Origin of the sequence: Streptococcus gwangjuense (assembly GCF_003627155.1) — a bacterium.
GTDB classification, from domain to species: Bacteria; Bacillota; Bacilli; order Lactobacillales; family Streptococcaceae; genus Streptococcus; species Streptococcus gwangjuensis.
On the sequence record NZ_CP032621.1, the window covers coordinates 124,400 to 148,596 of the forward strand.

The 24,197-nt window shown below is 35.2% G+C and carries 14 protein-coding genes; all 14 read left to right on the forward strand.

Going from position 1 to position 24,197, the window contains the following annotated elements:
* Positions 1–14 precede the first annotated feature (14 nt).
* The 14 genes from D7D53_RS00600 to D7D53_RS00665 all read left to right on the forward strand — a co-directional run bounded on the left by D7D53_RS00600 (position 15) and on the right by D7D53_RS00665 (position 24,155).
* The gene (locus D7D53_RS00600) at positions 15–1,382 is read left to right on the forward strand and encodes a sugar transferase (RefSeq protein WP_120769793.1); all 1,368 of its coding nucleotides are present in this window, start codon (positions 15–17) and stop codon (positions 1,380–1,382) included.
* 7 nt (positions 1,383–1,389) lie between these two features.
* Positions 1,390–2,181 (forward strand): DUF4422 domain-containing protein, encoded by a 792-nt coding sequence (locus D7D53_RS00605; protein ID WP_120769794.1) that lies wholly within the window; start codon positions 1,390–1,392, stop codon positions 2,179–2,181.
* Positions 2,182–2,190: 9 nt separating this feature from the next.
* Positions 2,191–3,393, forward strand: coding sequence for a polymerase (locus tag D7D53_RS00610; protein WP_120769795.1), 1,203 nt, complete (start codon positions 2,191–2,193; stop codon positions 3,391–3,393).
* Positions 3,390–4,382, forward strand: coding sequence for a glycosyltransferase family 2 protein (locus D7D53_RS00615; RefSeq protein WP_120769796.1), 993 nt, complete (start codon positions 3,390–3,392; stop codon positions 4,380–4,382). The genes D7D53_RS00610 and D7D53_RS00615 overlap by 4 nt, the downstream gene beginning before the upstream one ends.
* Positions 4,372–5,310, forward strand: coding sequence for a beta-1,6-N-acetylglucosaminyltransferase (locus D7D53_RS00620; RefSeq protein ID WP_120769797.1), 939 nt, complete (start codon positions 4,372–4,374; stop codon positions 5,308–5,310). The genes D7D53_RS00615 and D7D53_RS00620 overlap by 11 nt, the downstream gene beginning before the upstream one ends.
* Positions 5,310–6,455 carry a glycosyltransferase family 1 protein gene (locus D7D53_RS00625; RefSeq protein WP_120769798.1) on the forward strand — a complete coding sequence of 382 codons (1,146 nt, stop codon included), beginning with the start codon at positions 5,310–5,312 and terminating at the stop codon, positions 6,453–6,455. The genes D7D53_RS00620 and D7D53_RS00625 overlap by 1 nt, the downstream gene beginning before the upstream one ends.
* A complete protein-coding gene (locus tag D7D53_RS00630) occupies positions 6,433–7,473 on the forward strand; it encodes a glycosyltransferase (protein WP_120769799.1) in 1,041 nt (346 codons plus the stop codon). The genes D7D53_RS00625 and D7D53_RS00630 overlap by 23 nt, the downstream gene beginning before the upstream one ends.
* 17 nt (positions 7,474–7,490) lie before the next feature.
* Complete coding sequence (locus tag D7D53_RS00635) at positions 7,491–8,480, forward strand: Stealth CR1 domain-containing protein (protein WP_120769800.1); 990 nt, start codon at positions 7,491–7,493, stop codon at positions 8,478–8,480.
* 45 nt (positions 8,481–8,525) lie between these two features.
* Positions 8,526–9,950 (forward strand): flippase, encoded by a 1,425-nt coding sequence (locus D7D53_RS00640; RefSeq protein WP_120769801.1) that lies wholly within the window; start codon positions 8,526–8,528, stop codon positions 9,948–9,950.
* Position 9,951: 1 nt separating this feature from the next.
* Positions 9,952–11,052 (forward strand): UDP-galactopyranose mutase, encoded by a 1,101-nt coding sequence (gene glf, locus D7D53_RS00645; protein WP_120769802.1) that lies wholly within the window; start codon positions 9,952–9,954, stop codon positions 11,050–11,052.
* Positions 11,053–11,124: 72 nt separating this feature from the next.
* The gene (locus tag D7D53_RS00650) at positions 11,125–12,171 is read left to right on the forward strand and encodes an acyltransferase family protein (RefSeq protein WP_120769803.1); all 1,047 of its coding nucleotides are present in this window, start codon (positions 11,125–11,127) and stop codon (positions 12,169–12,171) included.
* 152 nt (positions 12,172–12,323) lie between these two features.
* On the forward strand, positions 12,324–15,089 hold the full coding sequence (locus tag D7D53_RS00655) for an SEC10/PgrA surface exclusion domain-containing protein (protein ID WP_120769804.1): 2,766 nt from the start codon (positions 12,324–12,326) through the stop codon (positions 15,087–15,089).
* Positions 15,090–15,311: 222 nt separating this feature from the next.
* Positions 15,312–17,291: a peptide ABC transporter substrate-binding protein gene (locus D7D53_RS00660; RefSeq protein WP_120769805.1), complete on the forward strand. Its 1,980-nt coding sequence runs from the start codon at positions 15,312–15,314 to the stop codon at positions 17,289–17,291.
* Positions 17,292–17,591: 300 nt separating this feature from the next.
* A complete protein-coding gene (locus tag D7D53_RS00665) occupies positions 17,592–24,155 on the forward strand; it encodes a SpGH101 family endo-alpha-N-acetylgalactosaminidase (protein WP_120769806.1) in 6,564 nt (2,187 codons plus the stop codon).
* Positions 24,156–24,197 lie beyond the last annotated feature (42 nt).

Below are 24,197 nucleotides of genomic sequence, written 5' to 3' on the forward strand. Positions count from 1 at the left end.
CTAAGGAAGTAGTTATGGAAGAGAAAGGGATAAAAATATCTCTGGCAGTAATCCAGAGTTTTATAGTAGTGTTACTGGGGTATTCTCTTAGTTTTGTTAAAGAGACAGATATTCTTTCAACAACAATGATTGTCCTATATATTCTCCACTACATCGTATTTTATTTTAGCGATTACGGTCAAGATTTTTTTAGACGAGGGAGTTTGATTGAACTTGTTCGCTTGACAAAATATATCATTTTCTTTGCATTGGCAATTAGTCTTTCTAATTTCTTTTTAGAAGAACGCTTTAGTATCTCTAGACGAGGCATGGTGTATTTCTTAACCTTACACTCGATTCTAATGTATCTAGTCAATATTTGTATCAAATATTATTCGAAACGGATATTTCCTAATTTGAAATGGAGTAAAAAACTATTCTTGATTACAGCAACATCTAGAGTTGAAAAAGTAATGAATAAATTACTTGATACTGGTGATTTCTTTGGAGAACTGGTGGCAGTTAGTGTATTAGATAGACCTAATTTCCAACATGATACTATTACCGTCGTACCAGTCGAAGATATTTTAAATTTTGCAACTCACGAAGTTGTGGACGAAGTGTTTATCAATCTTCCTAGTGAAGAATATGATATTGGTGAATTTATTTCTCGTTTTGAAACGATGGGAATTGATGTAACGGTTAATCTAAATGCTTTTGACCATAATCTAGGGCGTGACAAAAAAATCCGTGGGATGGCTGGTTTAAATGTCATTACTTTTTCGACGAAATTTTATAAGAATAGTCATGTAATTGCTAAGCGTGTCATAGATATTATTGGTTCTATTTTTGGTTTAATGATTTGTGGTCTAGTTAGTATAGTTCTAGTTCCAGCTATTCGAAAAGATGGTGGACCTGCTATTTTTGCCCAGACTCGCATAGGGAAAAACGGCCGACATTTTACTTTTTATAAATTTAGATCAATGTGTATTGATGCTGAGGATAAAAAGAGAGAATTGTTGGAGAAAAATACCATGCAGGGTGGTATGTTTAAGATGGACAATGATCCTCGCATTACAAAAATTGGTCGCTTTATCCGTAAAACTAGCTTGGATGAACTTCCTCAGTTTTGGAATGTTCTGAAAGGAGACATGAGTTTGGTTGGAACAAGACCGCCAACAGTTGATGAATATGAGACATACAAACCTGAACAAAAACGTCGATTGAGTTTTAAACCGGGTATCACTGGACTTTGGCAAGTTAGTGGTAGAAGTGAGATTAAGAATTTTGATGAAGTTGTTAAATTAGATGTAGCTTATATAGACGATTGGACAATTTGGAAAGACATTGAAATTTTACTAAAAACTATTAAAGTTGTACTTATGAGAGATGGAGCGAAGTAGATAGAAAATGTCAGTGATAAAAATAATCGTGGCTACACATAAAGAATTTATTATGCCACAGGATAAAGAACTTTATCTCCCAATCCATGTTGGATGTGAAGGAAAAAGAGATTTGGGTTTTCAAGGAGACAATACTGGAGACAATATTTCCGTTTTAAATCCGTACTATTGTGAACTTACTGGTCTCTATTGGGCATGGAAAAATTTAGAATGTGACTACTTGGGATTGGTACATTATCGTCGATATTTCACGAAAAAAGCATTGTTATATAATGAATCAATAAATATAGATGATGTTATTTTGAATAAAAATGAAATTGAGGAGTTATTGGAGAACTCGGATATTATTGTTCCCAAAAAAAGAAATTATTACATAGAAACTCTTTATTCTCACTATGATCATACACTTGATGGCAGTCATTTAGATTTGGCTAGAAAAATAATTCAACAGAAGTATCCAGAATATTTGTCAAGTTTTGATAAGGTAATGAAGCAGAGAAGTGGCTATATGTTTAACATGTTTATCATGAAAAAGGAATTAGCAGATAGTTACTTTACGTGGTTATTTTCTATCTTAGATAATATGTATGGGTGCATGGATTTATCAGGATTGACTCCATTTGAAGCAAGATTATTTGGTAGAGTTAGTGAGTTATTGTTCAATGTTTGGTTGACAAAACATTCTTTAATGCCAAAAGAAGTACCTTTTATGTACATGGAAAAGGTGGATTTGTTCAAAAAAATAAATTCATTTTTAATGGCAAAGTTTTTTGGGAAGAAATATGGGAAAAGTTTTTAGGACTTAGATATGAGTATAACAATTAGAAAAATTAAATTGGGAGAGCTATTAAGCATATTTGCTTTGGCATTATTTTTATTTGTATCTTTAATAAACACAAGCTTTTATGCAAGATATATATCTGGATCAATTTATTATCTTATGACTATCATTTCTGTACTTTTTTTAATAGTGAAGGAATTGATTGGTAACAAATTTAATATTCGAAATTTAGTTTCGTTGTTAGGAATTCTATTTGTTTATCTTTTGGTTGGAAGTGTAACTGGTTTTTTATCAACCATAGCTATTAGTATTCTTTTTATATTTGGATTGAGGGATATTTCATTCACCTATGTAGCTCGAGTTTCTTTATATGTCAGTGTCTTGATTTTGTTATTTGTAATTATTAGTAGTGAAATAGGCTATATTCCGAATTATGTAGAGGTTTCATTAGGAAGAGTTCGACATTTTTTGGGATTTAGATATTCTTTATTTCCATCTACAATAATGCTGAACATTGTCGCGACAACATTATTTTTAGCTCGGGATCAGATAAGCTATAAACGTTTGTTTTTTTTATTTGTATCAACGTTCTGGCTCTTTCTTCAGACTGATTCAAGGTTAACTTTTATTAGTTCAGTTTTATTACTTAGTGTTAATTTAATAGTGAAATGGTATCCTTCCGTTTTGGAAACTTTTTCTATTATACTGAAAAGTTTTAAATTTACTTATTTGGTCAATGCATATTTTAGCTATGTAGTTTCGAGGATGTACTTACAATTTTCCAATTCTTATTTAAACGATTTGAGTATAAAAATCAACCATTTTTTAGGTGGCCGAATTTACTATGCCAATCGTTCGTTAAATATTTATGGATATAATTTATTTGGACAAAAGATTAACTGGGTTGGGAATGGTTTAGATATCAATGGACAAAAGGGATTGAGTGAATATTTGTATGTTGATAATCTCTATATCCAAATATTACAACGTTATGGATTACTTGTTTTGGTGATACTATTGTTAATTTTTACATTAACTTTACATTATCTTTTGAAGCAAAAACAATATGTGTTATCATTGATTCTGATTATACTAAGTTTTCATGCTATGATAGACGATTTGATCATAAATCTTCACTATAACATTTTTTTGATTTTGATTGGGACTTTAATGAATCAGAACCAGTCTGCTTTTGAAGAGAATTTACAATTGGATAATGGAGAAAAATGACGAAAGTAAGTATTATTATTCCTGTATACAATGTAGAACAATATTTGGATAGGTGCCTGTCCTCTGTACTCAATCAAACATATAAAGATTTAGAAGTGATTTTAGTTAATGATGGTTCTACGGATAAATCAGGGATTATTTGTGAAGAGTTTGTTCAAACAGATAAAAGAGCTAAGGTATATCATCAGGAAAACAAAGGGTTATCTGAAGCACGTAATACTGGGTTAAAATACATGACAGGAGATTTTGTCATGTTTCTGGATTCGGATGATTGGTTGGAACTTGATGCAGTCGAATTTTTATTGGAACAAGCTAAAAGTTACAATGCAGATATGGTTGTAGGAGGGGTCTATAGAACCTCAAAGATTGTGGACCATCAACAAAATACACCTGTTTCGCAAGTATTGACACAGGAAGAGTATGCCAAACGTTACTTTAAGATTGAAAGTCAGACAATTGAGTATTATGTTTGGAATAAATTGTATAAAAGAGAAGTTGTAAAAGATATAGAATTTCCACCTAGTTTCTTTGCAGAAGATGTTCCAACAATGTTTCGCTACATTCTAAACTCAGAAAAGATAGTAGTTACTGATAAGATTGTTTATAATTATTTTATTAATAATTCGGGTTTAACAGCTAAATTTACATCTAAACATTTTGATGTGTTAAAAGGCTGGGATTTAGTATGTCAGTATGCGACTGAAAGTAATAATGATAAATACAAAGAGTGGGCTCAAGTTAATCGCTATAGAGCGGATTTGGCTCTTTTGACAGAAATAGCTCTTTCTGAAGATTATAAGAACATTCGCAGGTTAAATGAAACTCAAATCAAATTAATGCAATCTAGATTGAAGAAAAACAAGAGAGTCTTGCTAAAACAAGCCATTCCTCTTAGTCGAAAGATACTGATTATACTCTTTACAACTTCCTATAACATATTTGCTAAAGCGATAAATACTATGATAAGGATAAAAAATTATGGTGCATAAGCATGCATATTTAATCTTAGCTCACAGCCAATTTAATCAGCTAGCGTTTTTGGTTTCTTTATTGGATCATCAAGATAATGATATTTTTATTCATATTGATAAGAAATCAAATATTGATGATTATTTTTTGGATTTAATTAAATCCAGTGCAAAGCAATCTCAAGTTTATTTTACAGAAAGAGTTTCAGTGAGTTGGGGAGGATATTCCCAAATTGAAGCTGAAATGATTTTATTTAAGGCTGCGTCTAAAAGAGATTCTTACTATTTTTATCATTTAATAAGTGGGGTAGATTTACCATTACTTTCTCAGCAAAGAATTCATGATTTTTTTGACGATTATAAAGGTTATTCATTTCTTACTTTTATGAATTTAGAGGATAATGGTGAAGATATAAATAGATTTAAATATTATCATCTTTTTGAAAGCTTTACATATCGGACTCTACCAGGTGCTGTTGGTAAACTTGCATTCAAGATTTATCGTAATTTAGAAGTATGGATTCAAAAACTATTTAGAGTAAATCGTTATAAATTGTTTAATGTTAGCCCTATAAAAGCTAGTCAGTGGGTTTCACTACCAAATAATATTGTGGAAATATTAATCGATAAAGAATCAGATACTGAGAAAATGTTTAGAAAATCTTTTCTTAGTGACGAAATATTTATACCAATGATTTTAAATAAAGAGTTAAGAGACTATAAGGTGTACGATGCATCAATTAATCACGGTTATAAAAAAGAATTTCAAGGAAATTTACGCTATATTAATTGGTGGGATGGCAAACCTTACACTTGGACTGACAGTGAGAAAGATTTAAAAGAATTAAGACTAGCTGCCAAAAATGGATACCTGTTTTCAAGAAAGTTTGATATAGAAAACTATCCCAAAATTAAAGAGCTAATCGTAGAACTAACTAAGGAAATATAATGGTCTATAAAATTTTAATGACAGGAATGTCACCTGTTCTTGCTGGTACAGAAACCTTTATCATGAATTATTATCGTCATCTTGATTCATCTATTTTTCAAGTTGACTTTATTAAAAGGACTAGAGAACCTATTGTATTTGAAGATGAAATTGTTTCAAAAGGTTCAAAAGTTTATTATTTACCTCGTAAAGGAAAAAATCCTCTTAAGTATATGAGGGAATTAAGAGAGTTTTTTGCTACAGAAGGGAAAAAATATGATGCTATTTGGTATAATGCAATGGCTATTCCAAATCTTGACCTTTTAAAATATGCTAAAAAATATGGGATAAAAACACGAATTATCCATAGTCATAGTTCGATGTTCAAGGGAAATACAATAAGACAGATTTTACATAATGTGAACAGATCTAAGTTGCCAAAAACAGCAACACATTTTTTTGCCTGCTCTGGGATTGCTGCAGATTATATGTTTCCTGATGAGATAAGATCAAGTGCAAAAATTATACAAAATGCTATTGATGTAGAAAACTTTTCTTTTTCAGAAAAAGATAGACTGAATCTAAGAACAGAGTTAGGATGGAATGATTGTAAAGTTATTGGTAATGTGGGCCGACTAGATATCCAAAAAAATCAACCCTTTTTAATAGATGTTTTTAATGAAGCTTGCAAGAAAAATCCTAATCTTCGATTAGTAATAATCGGTAAGGTTGCGGGTGCAAATTCAACTGTAGATTTAATCAAAGAAAAAATAAAATCTTATGGAATTGAAGATAAAGTTCTGCTGGCAGGAAGTCAGAATGATATGAAGAAATGGTTAAGTTCTCTCGATTTATTCGTTTTGCCTTCGATATTTGAGGGATTGCCCCTATCTGCTGTCGAAGCTCAAGCAAATGGACTACCTGTTTTGGTGAGTGATGCAGTTACGAAAGAATTGAAAATAGTAGATTCTATTCGTTACCTGTCTCTAGATGACTCTATTGATGTTTGGGCAAAAAATATACTTGAGTTATTAGAAACACCTAGATCAAGCGAGTATGAAATAAAAGAAATGTTTAAGCTAAAAGGATTTGAAATTGAAACTCAAGCATTGACTTTACAGAATATACTGTTGGGAGAACTGAATGAAAAAATATCAGATTGTTGAATCGTATGGGACACACATGCACGCAGGGAGTAAAGCGACCAACGATTGTGTCAATATTTTGGAAGAATTAGACTTCGAAAAAATAGAAATTGTACGCCACAAGCCTGAGGATAAATCCCCTGTATCGAAAATTATAAGACAACTTTCTTTTTATAAACAGTGGAATAATGTTTTGAATAGATTGTCTAAAGGGGATGTTTTGTTGTTACAACATCCCTATCGCAGAAATCATTTTGGTAGAACATCAAGTCTTCTGAAATTAAAGAAAAAACAAGTAAAAATTATTTCATTGGTTCATGATGTGGAGTTAATTAGAGGGATTTATGATGATCCATTCTACCAGAAAGAATTTGATGAAATGCTATCTTTCGCTGATTCAATTATTGTTCATAATGAAAAAATGAAAGATTGGTTTGTTCAGTATGGCGTAGATGAAAAGAAGCTTGTTGTTTTAGAAATATTTGATTATTTGAATGATAAAGACGTGTCTTCCTCTATTGAATATTCCAAAAAAGTGACTGTCGCAGGAAATCTTTCTCCTGATAAAAGTCCTTATTTGTATCAATTAGATAAAGTCTCTGATATTCATTTTCAATTGATGGGAATTGGTTTTCAACCAGTAACAGAGATTTCTAATGTTTCCTATTTAGGTGCCTTTGCTCCAGAAGATGTTCCTAATCATTTAAACAGTGGATTCGGATTAGTATGGGACGGAGAAAGTCTAGACACTTGTGACGGCGTAACAGGAAATTATTTAAGATATAATAATCCCCATAAGTTATCCCTGTATCTTTCGTCAGGTCTACCAGTTATTGTTTGGAAAGATTCAGCTGAGGCAAACTTTGTTGAAAAGAATGGAGTAGGCTTAGTAGTCAATAGTCTGTTTGAATTATCTGAAATACTTGGTAAAATTAGTCGGGATGAATATCTGCAAATGGCAACAAACGCTAAAAAAATTATGAAAAATCTTAAAGAAGGTTATTATCTAAAGACTGCAGTGGATAAGATAATTAAATAGACTCTTTGGAGAAGTATATGAATAATAAAATAGATCTTGTAATTACTTGGGTTGATGGTACAGATCCTGATTGGTTACAAGAAAAGAGGTTATATGAATCTGATGTTGAGTGGTCAGAATCAAACAATGCCAATCGATACAGACCATCAGAAAATTTTAAGTATTGGTTTCGTGCGGTAGAACGTTATGCAGATTGGATTAACCGTATTTTCTTTATAACTTATGGTCATGTTCCAGAATGGTTAAATACAAAGAATCCAAAATTAAAAATTGTAAAACATACCGATTATATACCTCAGGAATATCTTCCAACTTATAATTCTAATGTAATTGAGTTGAATTTACATAGAATCGAAGAGTTAAGTGAAAATTTTATTCTTTTAAATGATGATATGTATTTTGCTGCACCGACTACAGCAGATGATTTCTTTAAAGTAAATCTCCCAAAGGATTTTGGGATTTATTTACCAATAACTCCTCGAGAAAGTTTCAACCATATAGAATTAAATAATACCATTCTGATGAATAAACATTTTAATAAAAAAAGAAAAACTTTCTCAGAATGGCGTAAATTTTATAGTTTAAAATTAGGAAAGTACCTAGTTGGGAATATTTTCAGTATTTTTTATTCAGGTATTTTAGGATATAAAAATTACCATATTGGTTTGTCGCATTTAAAATCGACTTTTGATTTAATCTGGGAAAAAGAGCCGAAATTATTGGAAGAAGTTAGCTCTCATAGATTTAGACAGTTATCAGATATTAGTCATTATGTTATGTCTCACTGGAATGTAGAGTCTGGTAAGTTCATGCCCCAATCTATTCATTTTGGGAAGTATTTTGATATTTGGGAAGTTGAAGAAATTCAAGGAGCTATTCAAAATGAGAAATATAAGATTATTTGTATCAACGATACGGATGAAGATGGAAAATTCTCTGAATATGATCAAAAAATACATCAGGCATTTCAGTCTAAATTCCCAGACAAATCAAGTTTTGAATTGTAAATTTACAGATTGATAATAAAAAAATATGTTTAGAAGTAAAAAATAATGAAAGTTCTAAAAAATTACGCTTATAATCTCTCTTATCAATTATTAATCATCATTTTACCGATTATTACGACACCTTATGTTACTAGGGTTTTTAGCTCAGATGATTTGGGAACCTATAGTTATTTTAACTCAATTGTTACCTATTTTCTTATGCTAGCTACTCTGGGAGTAAACAACTATGGTACTAAGGCGATTTCAGGTAGTAGAAAAGATACTAGAAAGAATTTTTGGGGGATTTATACACTGCAACTAGGAGCGACACTGTTCTCTTCTGCTCTTTATATCCTTCTCTGTCTTACTTTACCGGCTATGCAAAATCCTGTAGCTTATATTTTAGGTCTAAGTTTAATATCAAAAGGTTTAGATATTTCTTGGTTATTTCAAGGTTTAGAAGATTTTAGAAAAATTACAATCAGAAATATTACAGTTAGGTTAGTTGGTGTTATTTCTATCTTTTCGTTCATAAAAACACCTGAAAATCTCTATTTATATATATCACTGATTACGATTTTTGAATTGTTAGGGCAATTAAGTATGTGGTTACCAGCGAGAGAGTTCATTGGGAAACCGCACTTTGATTGGAAATATGCTAGACAGCATTTGAAGCCAGTAATCTTATTATTCTTACCTCAGATTGCGATATCGCTCTATATCACCTTAGATAGTACAATGCTTGGAGTGCTAGCATCCAAAAGGGATGTTGGTATTTACGACCAATCACTGAAATTAGTAAAGATTCTACTAACATTGGTAACTTCATTAGGAAGTGTCATGTTACCCCGAGTTTCAAATCTTTTATCTACAGGAGATCATAAAGCAGTTAACAAAATGCATGAGATGTCATTTCTGATTTATAATTTGGTAATTTTCCCCATTATGGCAGGGATGTTAATTGTAAATGATGATTTTGTAAATTTTTTCCTGGGTCAAGATTTTCAAGAGGCACGTTATGCGATAGCAATTATGATTTTTAGAATGTTCTTTATTGGTTGGACCAATATTATGGGTATTCAAATCTTGATACCTCATAATAAGAATAAAGAGTTTATGCTATCAACAACAATTCCTGCTATTGTTAGTGTAGGATTAAATCTTCTTTTGCTTCCCAAGTTGGGCTATATAGGTGCTGCAATTGTGTCTGTCTTAACAGAGGTACTAGTATGGCTGATACAGTTATTCTATACTCGTTCTTATTTGAGAGAGGTGCCCATTCTAGGTTCATTGATTAAAATTATAGTTTCATCTGGAGTTATGTATGGTATCTTGTTATTTATAAAGCAATTCCTAAATGTATCACCAATGATTAATGTGGGACTATATGCTGTTCTGGGAGCAATCATTTATGTCAGCTTGATTTTAATCTTGAAGGTCATAAATCCAAATGAGTTAAAACAACAACTATTAAAAAATAAAGGAGTGTAATATGTACGATTATTTAATCGTTGGTGCTGGTTTATCTGGAGCAATTTTTGCTTATGAAGCAACTAAGCGTGGAAAAAAAGTAAAAGTTATTGATAAACGTGACCACATTGGTGGGAATATCTATTGTGAGAATGTAGAAGGTGTTAATGTTCATAAATATGGTGCACATATCTTCCATACTTCTAACAAGAAAGTCTGGGATTATGTGAATCAATTTGCTGAATTTAACAACTATATCAACTCGCCTGTAGCTAATTACAAGGGTAGCCTTTATAATCTACCTTTTAATATGAATACTTTCTATGCTATGTGGGGGACAAAAACTCCTCAAGCAGTCAAAGATAAGATTGCTGAACAAACGGCTCATATGAAGGACGTTGAACCTAAAAACTTGGAAGAACAGGCTATTAAGTTGATCGGTCCAGATATTTATGAAAAGTTGATCAAAGGCTACACTGAAAAGCAATGGGGACGTTCTGCGACTGACCTTCCACCCTTTATCATCAAACGTCTACCAGTTCGTTTGACTTTTGATAATAACTACTTCAATGATCGTTACCAAGGAATTCCAATCGGTGGCTATAATGTCATTATCGAAAATATGCTGAAGGGTGTAGAAGTAGAACTTGGAGTTGACTTTTTTGCCAATCGTCAGGAATTAGAAGCTTCTGCTGAAAAAGTTGTCTTTACAGGGATGATTGACCAATATTTCGATTACAAACATGGTGAATTAGAATACCGTAGCCTTCGTTTTGAGCATGAAGTTCTAGATGAAGAAAACTATCAAGGAAATGCAGTTGTAAACTATACAAAACGTGAAATTCCTTATACTCGCATTATTGAGCATAAACATTTTGAGTATGGTACACAAGATAAAACGGTCATTACTCGTGAATACCCAGCTGATTGGAAACGTGGAGATGAACCATATTATCCAATCAATGATGAGAGAAACAATGCTATGTTTGCTAAGTATCAAGAAGAAGCAGCACAGAATGATAAGGTGATTTTCTGCGGACGTTTGGCCGATTATAAATACTACGACATGCATGTGGTCATTGAACGTGCCCTAAATGTTGTAGAGGAAGAGTTGGGAAACTAAAGATTTGATGTTATAATGAGGGAATACTTCTTTTCCTCATTTTATTCATCTTAATAGGAGATATCAAAAGAAATGAATAGTTTTAGTAAACAAAAGCCTGGCCGAATAGAGTGGATTGATTTTGGGAAGGGCTTAACAGTTTTAATGGTTGTTTTTGGCCATGTTGTTTTAGGCCTATTTGAATCCAAAAGATTTGAAGCTAACAATCAATGGTTATTATTTGTGACTCAGATTTTTTATCTGTTTCATATTCCAGTATTCTATGCTTTGTCAGGCTTTTTCTTTAAACCAGTAGACAATTTAAAGACTTTTGCAACCTTTGTAAAACAAAAAACAATTATTTTAGGAATTCCTTATTTATTCTATTCTGTCATACAGTTTGGTCTTCAAAAATTAGGCGGAGCGACAGTGAGAAATGCAGCTTCTTTTGGGGATTTGTTAAATATTTATCAAACGCCTCTTGGAGTATCGTGGTATCTCTATGTTCTTTGGTGGATTTACTTAGTGGTTGCCTTCCTTTCTATTTGGATAAAATCCTATCATCAGTTATTTATCATCAGTGTAGTTACCTACCTTCTTTCTATATTTGCACCAACTAATATCTATATCGTTCAGAAAATTTTTCTATGGACTTTCTTCTTTTTGTTAGGATCATGGCTCAGACACTCAGGTGTTGGAACTTTTTTAACAAAAAGATGGAAATTAATTAGTTGTGTGACACTTATCGTCATTACAGTATTTTTAATTTATTGGCAGTTATCTGGACCTACTTTTTATATTTCATACGATAGACCAGGTCTAAATGGGTTCATTTTCCCGGTTTCTGTAATTTTAGCTATGGCTTCCTATCCCATTTTAAGTGATAAACTGAGTCGCTTTGCTGATTATTTCAGAGAGATAGGAAAAGATAGTTTGGTAATCTATCTTCTGCATGCACCAATCGTTTCTGTAACTAGAATTGCTTTATTGAAACTAGGTGTTAGCAATATCGCTATCCATATATTGATGGGACTCCTTCTAGGATGGTTTGGTTCAATCGTAATACTTTATCTCTCTAAGAAAATACCTTATGGAGATTTCGTATTTTATCCAATGAAGTATCTAAGAAAAGTCAAATAGTGAATGAAATCGAGGATGGAGATCTTCGATTTTTTTGAGATATTAGATACACATATAAAACATATAAAAACGAACTAAAAACTTGAAAAAAAGCTTAAAAAATGATATAATCAGCTTCAAACACGTATAAATATTTAGGAGATTCAAACCAGATGGATAAAAAAATAAAGACAGCCTTGGTAGCAACTGCAGCGGCCTTTACTGCATTTTCAGTTCATCAAGTAAGTGCGGATGAGGCAAGTGATAAAACTGCTAATAAGGAAACTACAGAGGTAGAAACACTTAAGCCAGTTTCTGATCAACAAATCGCAGATGTTGAGAAAAAAGTTTTAGACACTAAAGAAGCAATTAAACAAAAAGAAGCTAATCTAACGCAGGCGGAAACTGATGCAAAAGTAGTTGCAGAAAAGGAAAAAGTGGCAGCCAAAAAGGTAAAGGAAGCTACACCGGAAGCTATCCAAAAAGCTAAAGACAACGCAACTACAGCTGCGGAAGCCGTTAAAACTGCTGAAGCTGATGTAAAAACTAAAAAAGCCACTCAAGACGCTCTTGCTAAAGATGTAGCACCAAAACAAACAGAAGCAGACAAGGCGAACTCTGCTGTCGATGCTGCTGCTAAGAAAGTAAAAGACTTAGAAAATGGAACTCCATCTCTAACTGACGCAGAAAAAGCTAAATCTGACGCAGAAAAAGCTAAATCTGACGCAGAAAAAGCTAAAACTGAAGCAGAAAAAGCAAAAGCTGACGCTAAAAAAGCTGATGATGCTGCAGATAAAAAGGTAACCGATTTAAATAATGAGTTGACTGCTAAAAAACAAACTTTAGCAGATAAAGAAAAAGCGCTTAAAGATCTTGGTGAAAAACCACAAGCATACGATTTCTCTGATGTTAAATTTAATTTAGGTGCTGACTTTGCAGCTGCATTAAACGAGCGTGCTAAATTAATGGGTGAAAATGATCCAAACAACACTGGTGATGGGCGTGCCAACGAACTTAGCACAAGAAACCAAGATGAAGTAAATGCTAATACTAAAAAATTAGAACAATTAGCAAAAACTAACAAGGCTAAAAATACATACACTAATACAACTGACAAACGTGAAGTTGATATTTGGAACTTAACAGCTGATCAAAAGAGAGAAATCAACTTATTTGGTCTTCACATCGTTAACCAAATCCGTGAACAACTAGGAAACCCTAAAGTTAAAACAACTGTAGGTATGGAAAAATTCGCTAATGAAGCTGCTGATCATCGTAACAAAAAATATGCGAAAGTTAAAGAAACTTACGCTAAACCTGATTACGATGGAATCAACGCTGCAGCAAAAGCAAATGGTTTATCATACAAAACTGGTGACAACCAAAACCAAAGTGATATAATCTTTGCTAATGCTAAAACATGGAAAAACACGGAAGATAATAAAACATTAATTCCTGCTACAAAAGGTCAAATACCTAAGTCTATCGAAGAAGTTATGAAAGAAAACACTCGTAGACCTACTATGACAATGGGACAATTAAAACAATATATCTTCGAAGCATACAACAATAAAATGTTCACTAACAACGAAGATTATACTGGTGCAAATTCTCACCGTGCATGGGAAAATGCTTTATCTATTGGTGGAAGCATTGCATATCGTAAAGATGGAGAAGGAAACAAATTGGGGCGTAAAGCTTCTGAGTATAACGCAACAAGCGTTACTGCATCTGTTAGATTTAATCCAGATCCAGTTTATAGTGATGGATATAAAGCTTATAGATACTTTAATAACCTTGAAATCTTTGTCCACAACTTCCAAACAGCTGGAGAAAATAAAGAACCTGGACAAGATACAAACAGTATTGTAACTGATCCTTCTAAATTCGATGCAACTGAAATCAAAAACGATCCTACAGCTGCAAAAGAATATAGCGCTAAAAAACAAGCCGCTGAAAAAGCAGTTAAAGATGCCCAAGCTGAAGTAACTACTGCTCAAAGCAACTTAGATACAGCTAAGCAGTATAAAAAACAATTACCAGCTGCTGAAAAAGCACTTACTGATGCAACTAGCAAACTTTCAACTGCAGAAAAAGCACTGCAAGAAGCTGAAACTAACTTAAACAACTTACGTCAAGGTCTTACTAATAAAGCTGAAGAACTTAACAAAGCTAAAGCTGCATTAGAAACAGCTAAACAAGAAGCTGTAAAAGCTACAACTGCTCTTACTGAAGCGAAAGCTAAATTAGCCCAAGCTGAGAAGGATGTTAAAGACGCTGAAGCGAACGTTAAAACTAAAGAGGCTGAAAAAGCTAAAGCAGAAGAATTAGTAACTTCTCTTGAAAATGCTAAGCAAATCTATGAAAAAGCGAAAGCAGAAAAAGCTGCTTCAGATGCTAAAGTTACAGAGCTTCACAAATGTGTAGCAGATAAACAAACTGAACTTGTTAAATTAGAAGATGAATATAAAGATCTTCTAAAACGACGTATCTCTAATTTGATTCAACCTGAAAATCCTGAATTAACATTCAGTGAGGAAGTGAAAGAAGAGGAAATCAAGTTTAACATTGTTGAAGAACTCGATCCATCCCTTACAGAAGGTGAACGTGTTGTTAAAACTCCAGGTGTAGTTGGTCGTAAGAAGATCAAAGCTACAATCTTTAAAGCTGATGGAAAAGAAGTTGGTCGTGTCGTTGATAATGAAGAAGTATTAACGAAAGCTATTGATGAGGTTGTTTTAGTCGGTACAAAGAAAGAAGTTTCAAATTCTCAGGTATCATATATGGCACCAAAAGCAACTCAATCAGTCGTATATGTAGAGAATGCTAAAAAACTTCCTACAACAGGTATGAAAGATTCAAAAGCATCAATCGTACTTGCGATTATTGCTGCAACCACTTCTTTGGGGTTGGTAGCAAGAAAAAAGGAAGAAAAATAATTTATTAAAGTAATCATCCTACGTGATGATAATAGAAAATAAATGGAGAAGATCTAATTGATTTTCTCCATTTTGATTGTCTATATTGAAAATCGAATTATATTTAAGAAGAAAAGAGACTGAATTGTAAGAATATATAATATAAATCAAAAAATTCAGAAAATTCTATTGACAGGACTTTAAAAAGGGTCTATAATGGATAGAAAAACAAAGGAGAGTACTATGAAAACAAGGAAAGTATTGGCTCTTGCGGGAGTCACTTTATTAGCAGCAGGTATCTTAGCTGCTTGTTCTGGGGGCTCAGGTGCTAAAGGTGAGCAGACTTTTGCATTTACCTACGAGACAGACCCAGATAACCTCAACTATTTAACAACTGGTAAGGCAGCGACTGCTGACATTACTAGTAATGTGATTGATGGATTGCTTGAAAATGATAAATACGGGAACCTTATTCCCTCAATGGCAGAGGACTGGTCAGTTTCTAAGGATGGGTTGACTTACACTTATAAGATTCGTCAGGATGCTAAGTGGTACACATCTGAAGGAGAAGAATATGCTCCTGTCAAGGCTCAGGACTTTGTGACAGGTCTTAAATATGCGACAGATAAGAAATCAGAAGCTCTTTACTTGGTACAGGATTCAATCAAAGGTTTGGATGCATACGCTAAAGGGGAAAATAAAGATTTCTCTCAAGTTGGAATTAAAGCTCTTGACGATCAAACAGTCCAATACACTTTGAACAAACCTGAAAGTTTTTGGAATTCTAAAACAACTATGGGTGTCTTAGCGCCAGTCAATGAAGAGTTTTTGAACTCAAAAGGGGATGACTTTGCTAAAGCAACAGATCCAAGCAGCATCTTGTATAATGGTCCATATTTGTTGAAATCCATTGTGACAAAATCTACTGTTGAATTTGCAAAAAATCCTAACTACTGGGATAAAGACAATGTCCATATTGACAAAGTCAAATTGTCATTCTGGGATGGTCAAGATACTAGTAAACCTGCAGAAAATTTTAAAGATGGTAGTCTTTCAGCAGCTCGTCTCTATCCAACAAGTGCAAGTTTTGCAGAGCTTGAGAAAGAGATGAAGGACAATATTGTCTATACGCAACAGGACTCTACGACTTATGTAGTAGGAACAAACATTGACCGTCAGTCCTATAAATATACTTCAAAGACTAGCGAAGAACAAAAGACTTCAACTAAAAAGGCTTTGTTAAACAAGGATTTCCGTCAGGCTATTGCCTTTGGTTTTGATCGTACAGCATATGCTTCTCAACTCAATGGACAAAACGGTGCAAGCAAAATCTTACGTAATATTTTTGTGCCACCAACATTTGTCCAAGCAGATGGGAAAAACTTTGGTGACATGGTCAAAGAAAAATTGGTGACTTATGGGGATGAATGGAAGGATGTGAACCTTGCTGATGCTCAAGATGGTCTCTATAATCCAGAGAAAGCCAAGGCAGAATTTGCCAAAGCTAAGGCAGCCCTTCAAGCTGAGGGAGTACAATTCCCAATTCACCTAGATATGCCTGTTGACCAAACAGCAACTACAAAAGTTCAGCGTGTCCAATCTATGAAACAATCCTTGGAAGCGGCTTTAGGAACTGATAATGTCATTCTTGATATTCAACAATTGCAAAAAGATGAAGTGCTTAATGTTACTTTATTTGCACAAACTGCTGCTGGCGAGGATTGGGATCTTTCTGATAATGTTGGATGGGGACCAGACTTCTCAGATCCATCAACTTATCTTGATATCATCAAGCCTTCTGTAGGGGAAAATACGAGAACTTACCTAGGATTTGATTCAGGAAAAGACAATGAGGCGGCTAAAAAGGTTGGTCTCAATGATTATGATAAAATGGTCAATGAAGCAGGGGAAGAAACTACAGATGTTACAAAACGTTATAACAAGTATGCCGAAGCTCAAGCATGGTTGACAGATAGTGCCCTAGTCATTCCAACGACATCTCGTACAGGGCGTCCAATCTTGTCTAAGATGGTACCATTTACCTTACCTTTCTCTTTCGCAGGAAACAAGGGGACAAGCGATCCGCTCCGATACAAATATCTTGAACTTCAAGACAAGGCAGTCACTGCAGATGAATACCAAAAAGCTCAAGATAAATGGATGAAAGAAAAAGAAGAATCCAATAAAAAAGCGCAAGAAGAACTTGCAAAACATGTGAAGTAGATTTTAATCATCTATTGAAACAGAATGATAAAGGATTTAGCATTCGATAGAAATGCTAAATCCTTTTTATTATGTGACAATTTTTCCCTTAATTTCAAAGTATGATTTTGTCAGAATGAAGAAAAAATTAGCAATTTTCCTAGCTTTTCTATTGCTTTATCTATCAAAATTTGTTATATTAAAAGTGCAATTATTTTTTATCTATAGACGTTAAGCATTGCACTTTTCAGATAGAAAGGAGTATTTTTCGAACAAAAAATGTAAACGCTTACGAACGTGAATGGAAGGAATTAGGGGTTAATGGACAAACGATTTTTTGAAAAACGCTGTACATACAGTATTCGTAAATTTGCACTAGGTGCTGCTTCAGTTATGATTGGAGCTAGTTTTTTTGCTACTGCTCCAGTAATGGCTAACACACCAACAGTTGGCTCAACAGATAATTTGCCAAGTGAGCTGGCTGATTTGGATAAAAAAGCGAGCGATAATGGACGAGAGTTCGATAAGGAAGCTGCAGCAGCAAATCCAGGTTCTGCTGAAACAACAGCTGGACCAAAAACTGAAGAAGAGTTACTAGCTCTTGAAAAGGAAAACAAAGAAACTACCGACAAGTTGCCGAAAGAATTGGAAGGAAAACTTGAAAAAGCTACTGATAATGGTAAAGAGGTAAATAAAGACCAATTAGCACAAGATACTGGTAGTCTAGTTCCTGAAGATGTTGCCAAAACAAAAAATGGAGAATTGAACTATGGCGCTACTGTTAAGATTAAGACTCCATCAGGAGAAGGTAGTGGTATTGTCATTGGTAAGGATCTTGTTTTGACTGTTTCTCACAACTTTATCAAGGATCAACAAGATGGAAATATCCGTAAAGTTGTGGATAATGATAAAGGGGATGGAGATATTTTTAGCATCTCTTACCCTGGTTTAGAAGATGTAAAATTTAGTAAAAAAGATGTGATTCACTGGGATCGAGATGGCTATCTAAAGGGTTATAAGAATGATTTGGCTCTTGTAAGATTGCGTACAGTTCTTGAAAATGCTCCTGTAGAAGTTACTGAAAAGCCAGTTGTTAAGAAAGTTGGGGATAAAGTCAATATGTTTGGCTATCCTGCTGGTAAGTTGGCACCAGTTATTAACACTGCTGTGGATTTTGCTGAATCTTATGGTGAAGGAGTCCAAGGAGTTGGTTATCAAGGTGGACAACCAGGTGCTAGCGGTGGCGGTATCTTTGACACGGATGGTAAATTGATTGGGGTTCATCAAAATGGTGTGGTTGGCGTTCGTAGTGGAGGAATCCTTTTCTCTCCAGCACAATTAAAATGGATCCAAGATCATATTAAGGGAATCTCTAGTTCAAAACCTGCGAATTTAGAGGAAACTGAAAAACCAGTTGAAGAAAAGCCAAAAGCAGATAAGCCGAAAGAAGAAAAACCAGAGACAGCTAAGCCAGAGACACCAAAGGAAGTCACTCCAGAATGGCAAACTGTAGCAAGAAAAGAACAACAAGGGACTGTAGCCATTCGTGAGGAAAATGGTGTTCGATACAATAAGTTGTCTTCAACAGATCAAAATGACAATGCCAGCAAACCAGCCTTATTTGAAAAACAAGGACTGACTGTGGATGCGAATGGGAATGCGAATGTAGATCTCACTTTCAAAGAAGAATCTGAAACAGGCAAATCACGTTTTGGTGTTTTCTTGAAATTTAAAGATACAAACAATAATGTCTTTGTTGGATATGATAAATCAGGTTGGTTCTGGGAATACAAGACACCAGGTAATAGCACATGGTATCAGGGTGGTCGTGTTGCAGCTCCAGTAAATGGCTCAGTGAATCATCTGACTATTAGCTTAAAATCAGATGGTCAGCTGAATGCAACAAATAATGATGTAAAACTTTTTGATACGGTTACTTTGCCAGCTGCTGTTAATGAAAATCTTAAAAATGAAAAGAAAATCTTACTTAAAGCTGGTACATATGGTACTGAAAAGACAGTTGTAAATATTAAGACTGACAACCAAGACGGAGTTCAAGCTACTGAAGCTACTGCTGAAAAAGAAACTGGTGCGGTGGTAGATGATAGTAAAGTGACTTATGATACCATCCAGTCTAAAGTCCTAAAAGCAGTGATTGACCAAGCCTTTCCACGTGTCAAGGAATATACACTAAATGGCCATACTTTACCAGGACAGGTTCGACAGTTCAATCAAGTCTTTATCAATAACCACAGAATTACCCCTGAGGTTACTTATAAGAAAATAAATGAAACAACTGCAGAATATGAAATGAAACTCCGTGATGAGGCTAATCTTATTAATGCGGATATGACAGTTCGTCTGCAAGTTGTGGATAATCAATTGCATTTTGATGTAACTAAGATTGTCAACCACAATCAAGTCACTCCAGGTCAAAAGATTGACGATGAAAGAAAATTACTCTCTACTATTAGTTTCCTCGGGAATGCTTTAGTATCTGTTTCTAGTGAGCAAGCTGGTGCTAAGTTTGATGGGGCAACTATGTCAAACAATACGCATGTCAGCGGGGATGATCATATTGAAGTAACCAATCCAATGAAGGATTTGGCTAAGGGTTACATGTATGGATTTGTTTCTACAGATAAGCTTGCTGCAGGTGTTTGGAGTAATTCTCAAAACAGTTACGGTGGTGGCTCTAATGACTGGACCCGTTTGACGGCTTATAAAGAAACCGTTGGAAATGCCAACTATGTCGGAATTCATAGTTCTGAGTGGCAATGGGAAAAAGCTTATAAGGGTATTGTCTTCCCAGAGTACACTAAAGAACTTCCAAGTGCAAAGGTTGTGATTACTGAAGATGCTAATGCGGATAAAAAAGTGGACTGGCAAGATGGTGCCATTGCTTATCGTAGTATCATGAACAACCCTCAAGGTTGGGAAAAAGTCAAGGATATCACAGCTTATCGTATTGCGATGAACTTTGGTTCTCAGGCACAAAACCCATTCCTTATGACCTTGGATGGTATCAAGAAGATCAATCTCCATACAGATGGTCTTGGACAAGGTGTTCTCCTTAAAGGTTATGGTAGTGAAGGTCATGACTCAGGCCACTTGAACTATGCTGATATTGGTAAACGTATTGGTGGTGTCGAAGATTTCAAGGCTTTGATTGAGAAAGCGAAGAAATATGGAGCTCATCTAGGTATCCACGTCAACGCTTCTGAAACTTATCCTGAGTCTAAATACTTTAACGAAAATATTCTTCGTAAGAATCCAGATGGAAGCTACAGCTATGGTTGGAACTGGCTAGACCAAGGTATTAACATTGATGCTGCTTATGACTTGGCGCATGGTCGCTTAGCTCGCTGGGAAGAATTGAAGAAAAAACTTGGTGAAGGTCTTGACTTTATCTATGTGGATGTTTGGGGCAATGGTCAATCAGGTGATAATGGTGCTTGGGCTACCCACGTTCTTGCTAAAGAAATTAATAAACAAGGCTGGCGCTTTGCAATCGAGTGGGGCCATGGTGGTGAATACGACTCTACCTTCCAACACTGGGCAGCTGACTTGACCTATGGTGGCTATACTAATAAAGGCATCAACAGTGCCATCACGCGCTTTATCCGTAACCACCAAAAAGATTCTTGGGTTGGGGATTACAGAAGTTACGGTGGTGCAGCCAACTATCCACTTCTAGGTGGTTACAGCATGAAAGACTTTGAAGGTTGGCAAGGTCGTAGCGACTACAATGGCTATGTAACTAACTTGTTTGCTCATGATGTCATGACCAAGTATTTCCAACACTTTACTGTAAGCAAGTGGGAAAACGGTACACCAGTCACTATGTCTGATAACGGTAGCACCTATAAATGGACTCCAGAAATGCGAGTGGAATTGGTAGATGCTGACAACAATAAGGTAGTTGTGACTCGTAAGTCAAATGATGTCAATAGCCCACAATACCGTGAACGTACAGTAACTCTCAACGGACGTGTCATCCAAGATGGTTCAGCTTACTTGACTCCTTGGAACTGGGATGCGAATGGTAAGAAACTTCCTACTGATAAGGAAAAAATGTACTACTTCAATACGCAAGTTGGTGCAACAACTTGGACGCTTCCTAGCGACTGGGCGAATAGTAAGGTTTACCTTTATAAACTAACTGACCAAGGTAAGACTGAAGAACAGGAAGTAGCTGTGAAAGATGGTAAGATTACCCTTGATCTTACTGCAAATCAACCATACGTTCTCTACCGTTCAAAACAAACCAATCCTGAAATGTCATGGAGCGAAGGTATGCACATCTATGACCAAGGATTTAACAGTGGAACTTTGAAACACTGGACTATTTCTGGCGATGCTTCTAAGGCAGAAATTGTCAAATCACAAGGCGCAAATGAAATGCTTCGTATCCAAGGCAATAAGAGCACAGTGAGCCTTACTCAGAAACTGACTGGCTTGAAACCAAATACTAAGTATGCTGTTTATGTTGGCGTTGATAACCGTAGTAATGCTAAGGCAAGTATCACAGTAAATACTGGTGAAAAAGAAGTGACTAGCTATACCAATAAGTCACTAGCTCTTAATTATGTTAAGGCCTATGCCCATAATACTCGTCGTGACAATGCTACAGTTGATGATACAAGTTACTTCCAAAACATGTATGCCTTCTTTACAACAGGTTCAGATGTATCAAATGTCACTCTTACTTTGAGTCGTGAAGCTGGTGATGAGGCAACTTACTTTGATGAAATTCGTACCTTCGAAAACAATTCAAGTATGTACGGAGATAATCATGATACAGGTAAAGGAACATTTAAACAAGACTTTGAAAATGTTGCTCAAGGGATTTTCCCATTTGTAATTGGTGGTATCGAAGGGGTTGAGGATAATCGTACTCACTTATCTGAAAAACATGATCCATATACCCAACGTGATTGGAATGGTAAGAAAGTCGATGATGTTATCGAAGGAAATTGGTCATTGAAGACAAATGGGCTAGTTAGCCGTCGTAACTTGGTTTACCAAACAATTCCTCAAAACTTCCGTTTTGAAGCTGGTAAGACTTATCGTGTAACCTTTGAATACGAAGCAGGATCTGACAATACCTACGCCTTTGTAGTTGGTAAGGGAGAATTCCAATCAGGACGTCGCGGTAATCAAGCAAGTAATTTGGAAATGCATGAACTACCAAATACTTGGACAGATTCTAAGAAAGCCAAGAAGGTAACCTTCCTCGTAACAGGTACAGAAACAGGCGATACTTGGGTGGGTATCTACTCAACTGGTAACGCAAGCAATACTCGTGGAGATTCTGGTGGAAATGCTAACTTCCGTGGTTACAATGACTTTATCATGGATAAACTTCAAATCGAGGAAGTCACTCTAACTGGTAAGATGTTAACAGAAAATGCTCTGAAGAACTACTTGCCAACAGTTGCTATGACCAACTATACCAAGGAATCTATGGATGCCTTGAAGGAAGCTGTCTTTAACCTCAGTCAAGCAGATGATGACATTAGCGTGGAAGAAGCGCGTGCTGAAATTGCTAAGATTGATGCTCTTAAGAATGCCTTGGTACAAAAGAAAACAGCCTTGGTGGCAGAAGACTTTGAAAGTCTGAATGCTCCAGCTCAAGCGGGAGAAGATTTAGCAAATGCCTTTGATGGTAACTTGTCAAGTCTATGGCATACATCTTGGAGTGGTGGAGATGTTGGCAAACCTGCAACTATGGTCTTGAAAGAAGCGACAGAAATCACAGGCTTCCGTTATGTGCCACGAGGATCAGGATCAAATGGTAATTTGCGAGATGTGAAACTAGTTGTGACAGATGAGTCTGGTAAAGAACATGCTTTCACTGCAACTGATTGGCCAGATAACAATAAACCAAAAGACATTGACTTTGGTAAGACAATCAAGGCTAAGAAAATTGTTTTGACAGGTACTAAGACTTATGGAGACGGTGGTGATAGATATCAAGCCGCTGCTGAGTTGATCTTTAGTCGTCCACAGGTTGCAGAAACAACTCTTGATTTGTCAGGTTATGAAACAGCTTTATCAAAAGCTCAAAAATTAACCAGCAAAGAGAATCAAGAGGAAGTAGCAAGTGTAGTAGCTAGCATGAAATATGCTACGGATAACCATCTCTTGACTGAAAGAATGGTTGCCTACTTTGCAGAATATCTTAACCAACTACAAGATCAGACTGTGAAACCAGATTCTCCTACAAGTAGCAAAGGTGAAGAGGTGGCACCGATTCTTGAAGTGCCTGAGTATAAAGGCCCGCTTGGAACAGCGGGTGAAGAAGCAGCGCCAATTCTTGAGGTACCTGAGTATAAAGGCCCAGTTGGAAAAGCAGGTGAAGAAGCGGCTGTTAATGAAGTTCCAGAATACAAAGGCGGCGTGAATGCGGCAGAAGCAGCTGTCAATGAAGTTCCAGAATACAAAGGTGGCGTCAATGCGGCAGAAGCAGCTGTCAATGAAGTTCCAGAATACAAAGGTGGAGCCAATGCAGTAGAGGCCTTAGTTCATGAATTGCCAGAATATAAAGGTGGGGCGAATGCAGTAGAAGCCTTAGTTCATGAATTACCAGAATATAAAGGCGGAGCTAATGCAGTAGAAGCTTTGGTAAACGAAAAGCCAGCCTATACAGGACTATTGACTACAGCAGGCGATCAAGTAGCACCAACTATTGAAAAACCTGAGTATCAGATTAGTCAATTGGGCCAAGGTAAACTTTCAGAATCTAAAACTTCAGTTTCAACAGAAGATAAGAAGAGATTGCCAGAAACGGGAGAAAGCCAATCTGATACAGCTATCTTCCTAGCTAGCATCAGTCTCGCCTTATCTGCTGCTGTCCTTGCGACAAAACGAAAAGAAAATTAAAGAAGACTGGATTTTAGAGTTTACAGGAACTAGAATTCAGAC

Coding starts and splice junctions, on each gene's coding strand:
- D7D53_RS00640 (WP_120769801.1), top strand. CDS start 8,526: ATGAAAGTTCTAAAAAATTACGCTTATAATCTCTCTTATCAATTATTA.
- D7D53_RS00605 (WP_120769794.1), top strand. CDS start 1,390: ATGTCAGTGATAAAAATAATCGTGGCTACACATAAAGAATTTATTATG.
- D7D53_RS00650 (WP_120769803.1), top strand. CDS start 11,125: ATGAATAGTTTTAGTAAACAAAAGCCTGGCCGAATAGAGTGGATTGAT.
- D7D53_RS00610 (WP_120769795.1), top strand. CDS start 2,191: ATGAGTATAACAATTAGAAAAATTAAATTGGGAGAGCTATTAAGCATA.
- D7D53_RS00630 (WP_120769799.1), top strand. CDS start 6,433: ATGAAAAAATATCAGATTGTTGAATCGTATGGGACACACATGCACGCA.
- D7D53_RS00655 (WP_120769804.1), top strand. CDS start 12,324: ATGGATAAAAAAATAAAGACAGCCTTGGTAGCAACTGCAGCGGCCTTT.
- D7D53_RS00660 (WP_120769805.1), top strand. CDS start 15,312: ATGAAAACAAGGAAAGTATTGGCTCTTGCGGGAGTCACTTTATTAGCA.
- D7D53_RS00600 (WP_120769793.1), top strand. CDS start 15: ATGGAAGAGAAAGGGATAAAAATATCTCTGGCAGTAATCCAGAGTTTT.
- D7D53_RS00625 (WP_120769798.1), top strand. CDS start 5,310: ATGGTCTATAAAATTTTAATGACAGGAATGTCACCTGTTCTTGCTGGT.
- D7D53_RS00665 (WP_120769806.1), top strand. CDS start 17,592: ATGGACAAACGATTTTTTGAAAAACGCTGTACATACAGTATTCGTAAA.
- glf (WP_120769802.1), top strand. CDS start 9,952: ATGTACGATTATTTAATCGTTGGTGCTGGTTTATCTGGAGCAATTTTT.
- D7D53_RS00635 (WP_120769800.1), top strand. CDS start 7,491: ATGAATAATAAAATAGATCTTGTAATTACTTGGGTTGATGGTACAGAT.
- D7D53_RS00620 (WP_120769797.1), top strand. CDS start 4,372: ATGGTGCATAAGCATGCATATTTAATCTTAGCTCACAGCCAATTTAAT.
- D7D53_RS00615 (WP_120769796.1), top strand. CDS start 3,390: ATGACGAAAGTAAGTATTATTATTCCTGTATACAATGTAGAACAATAT.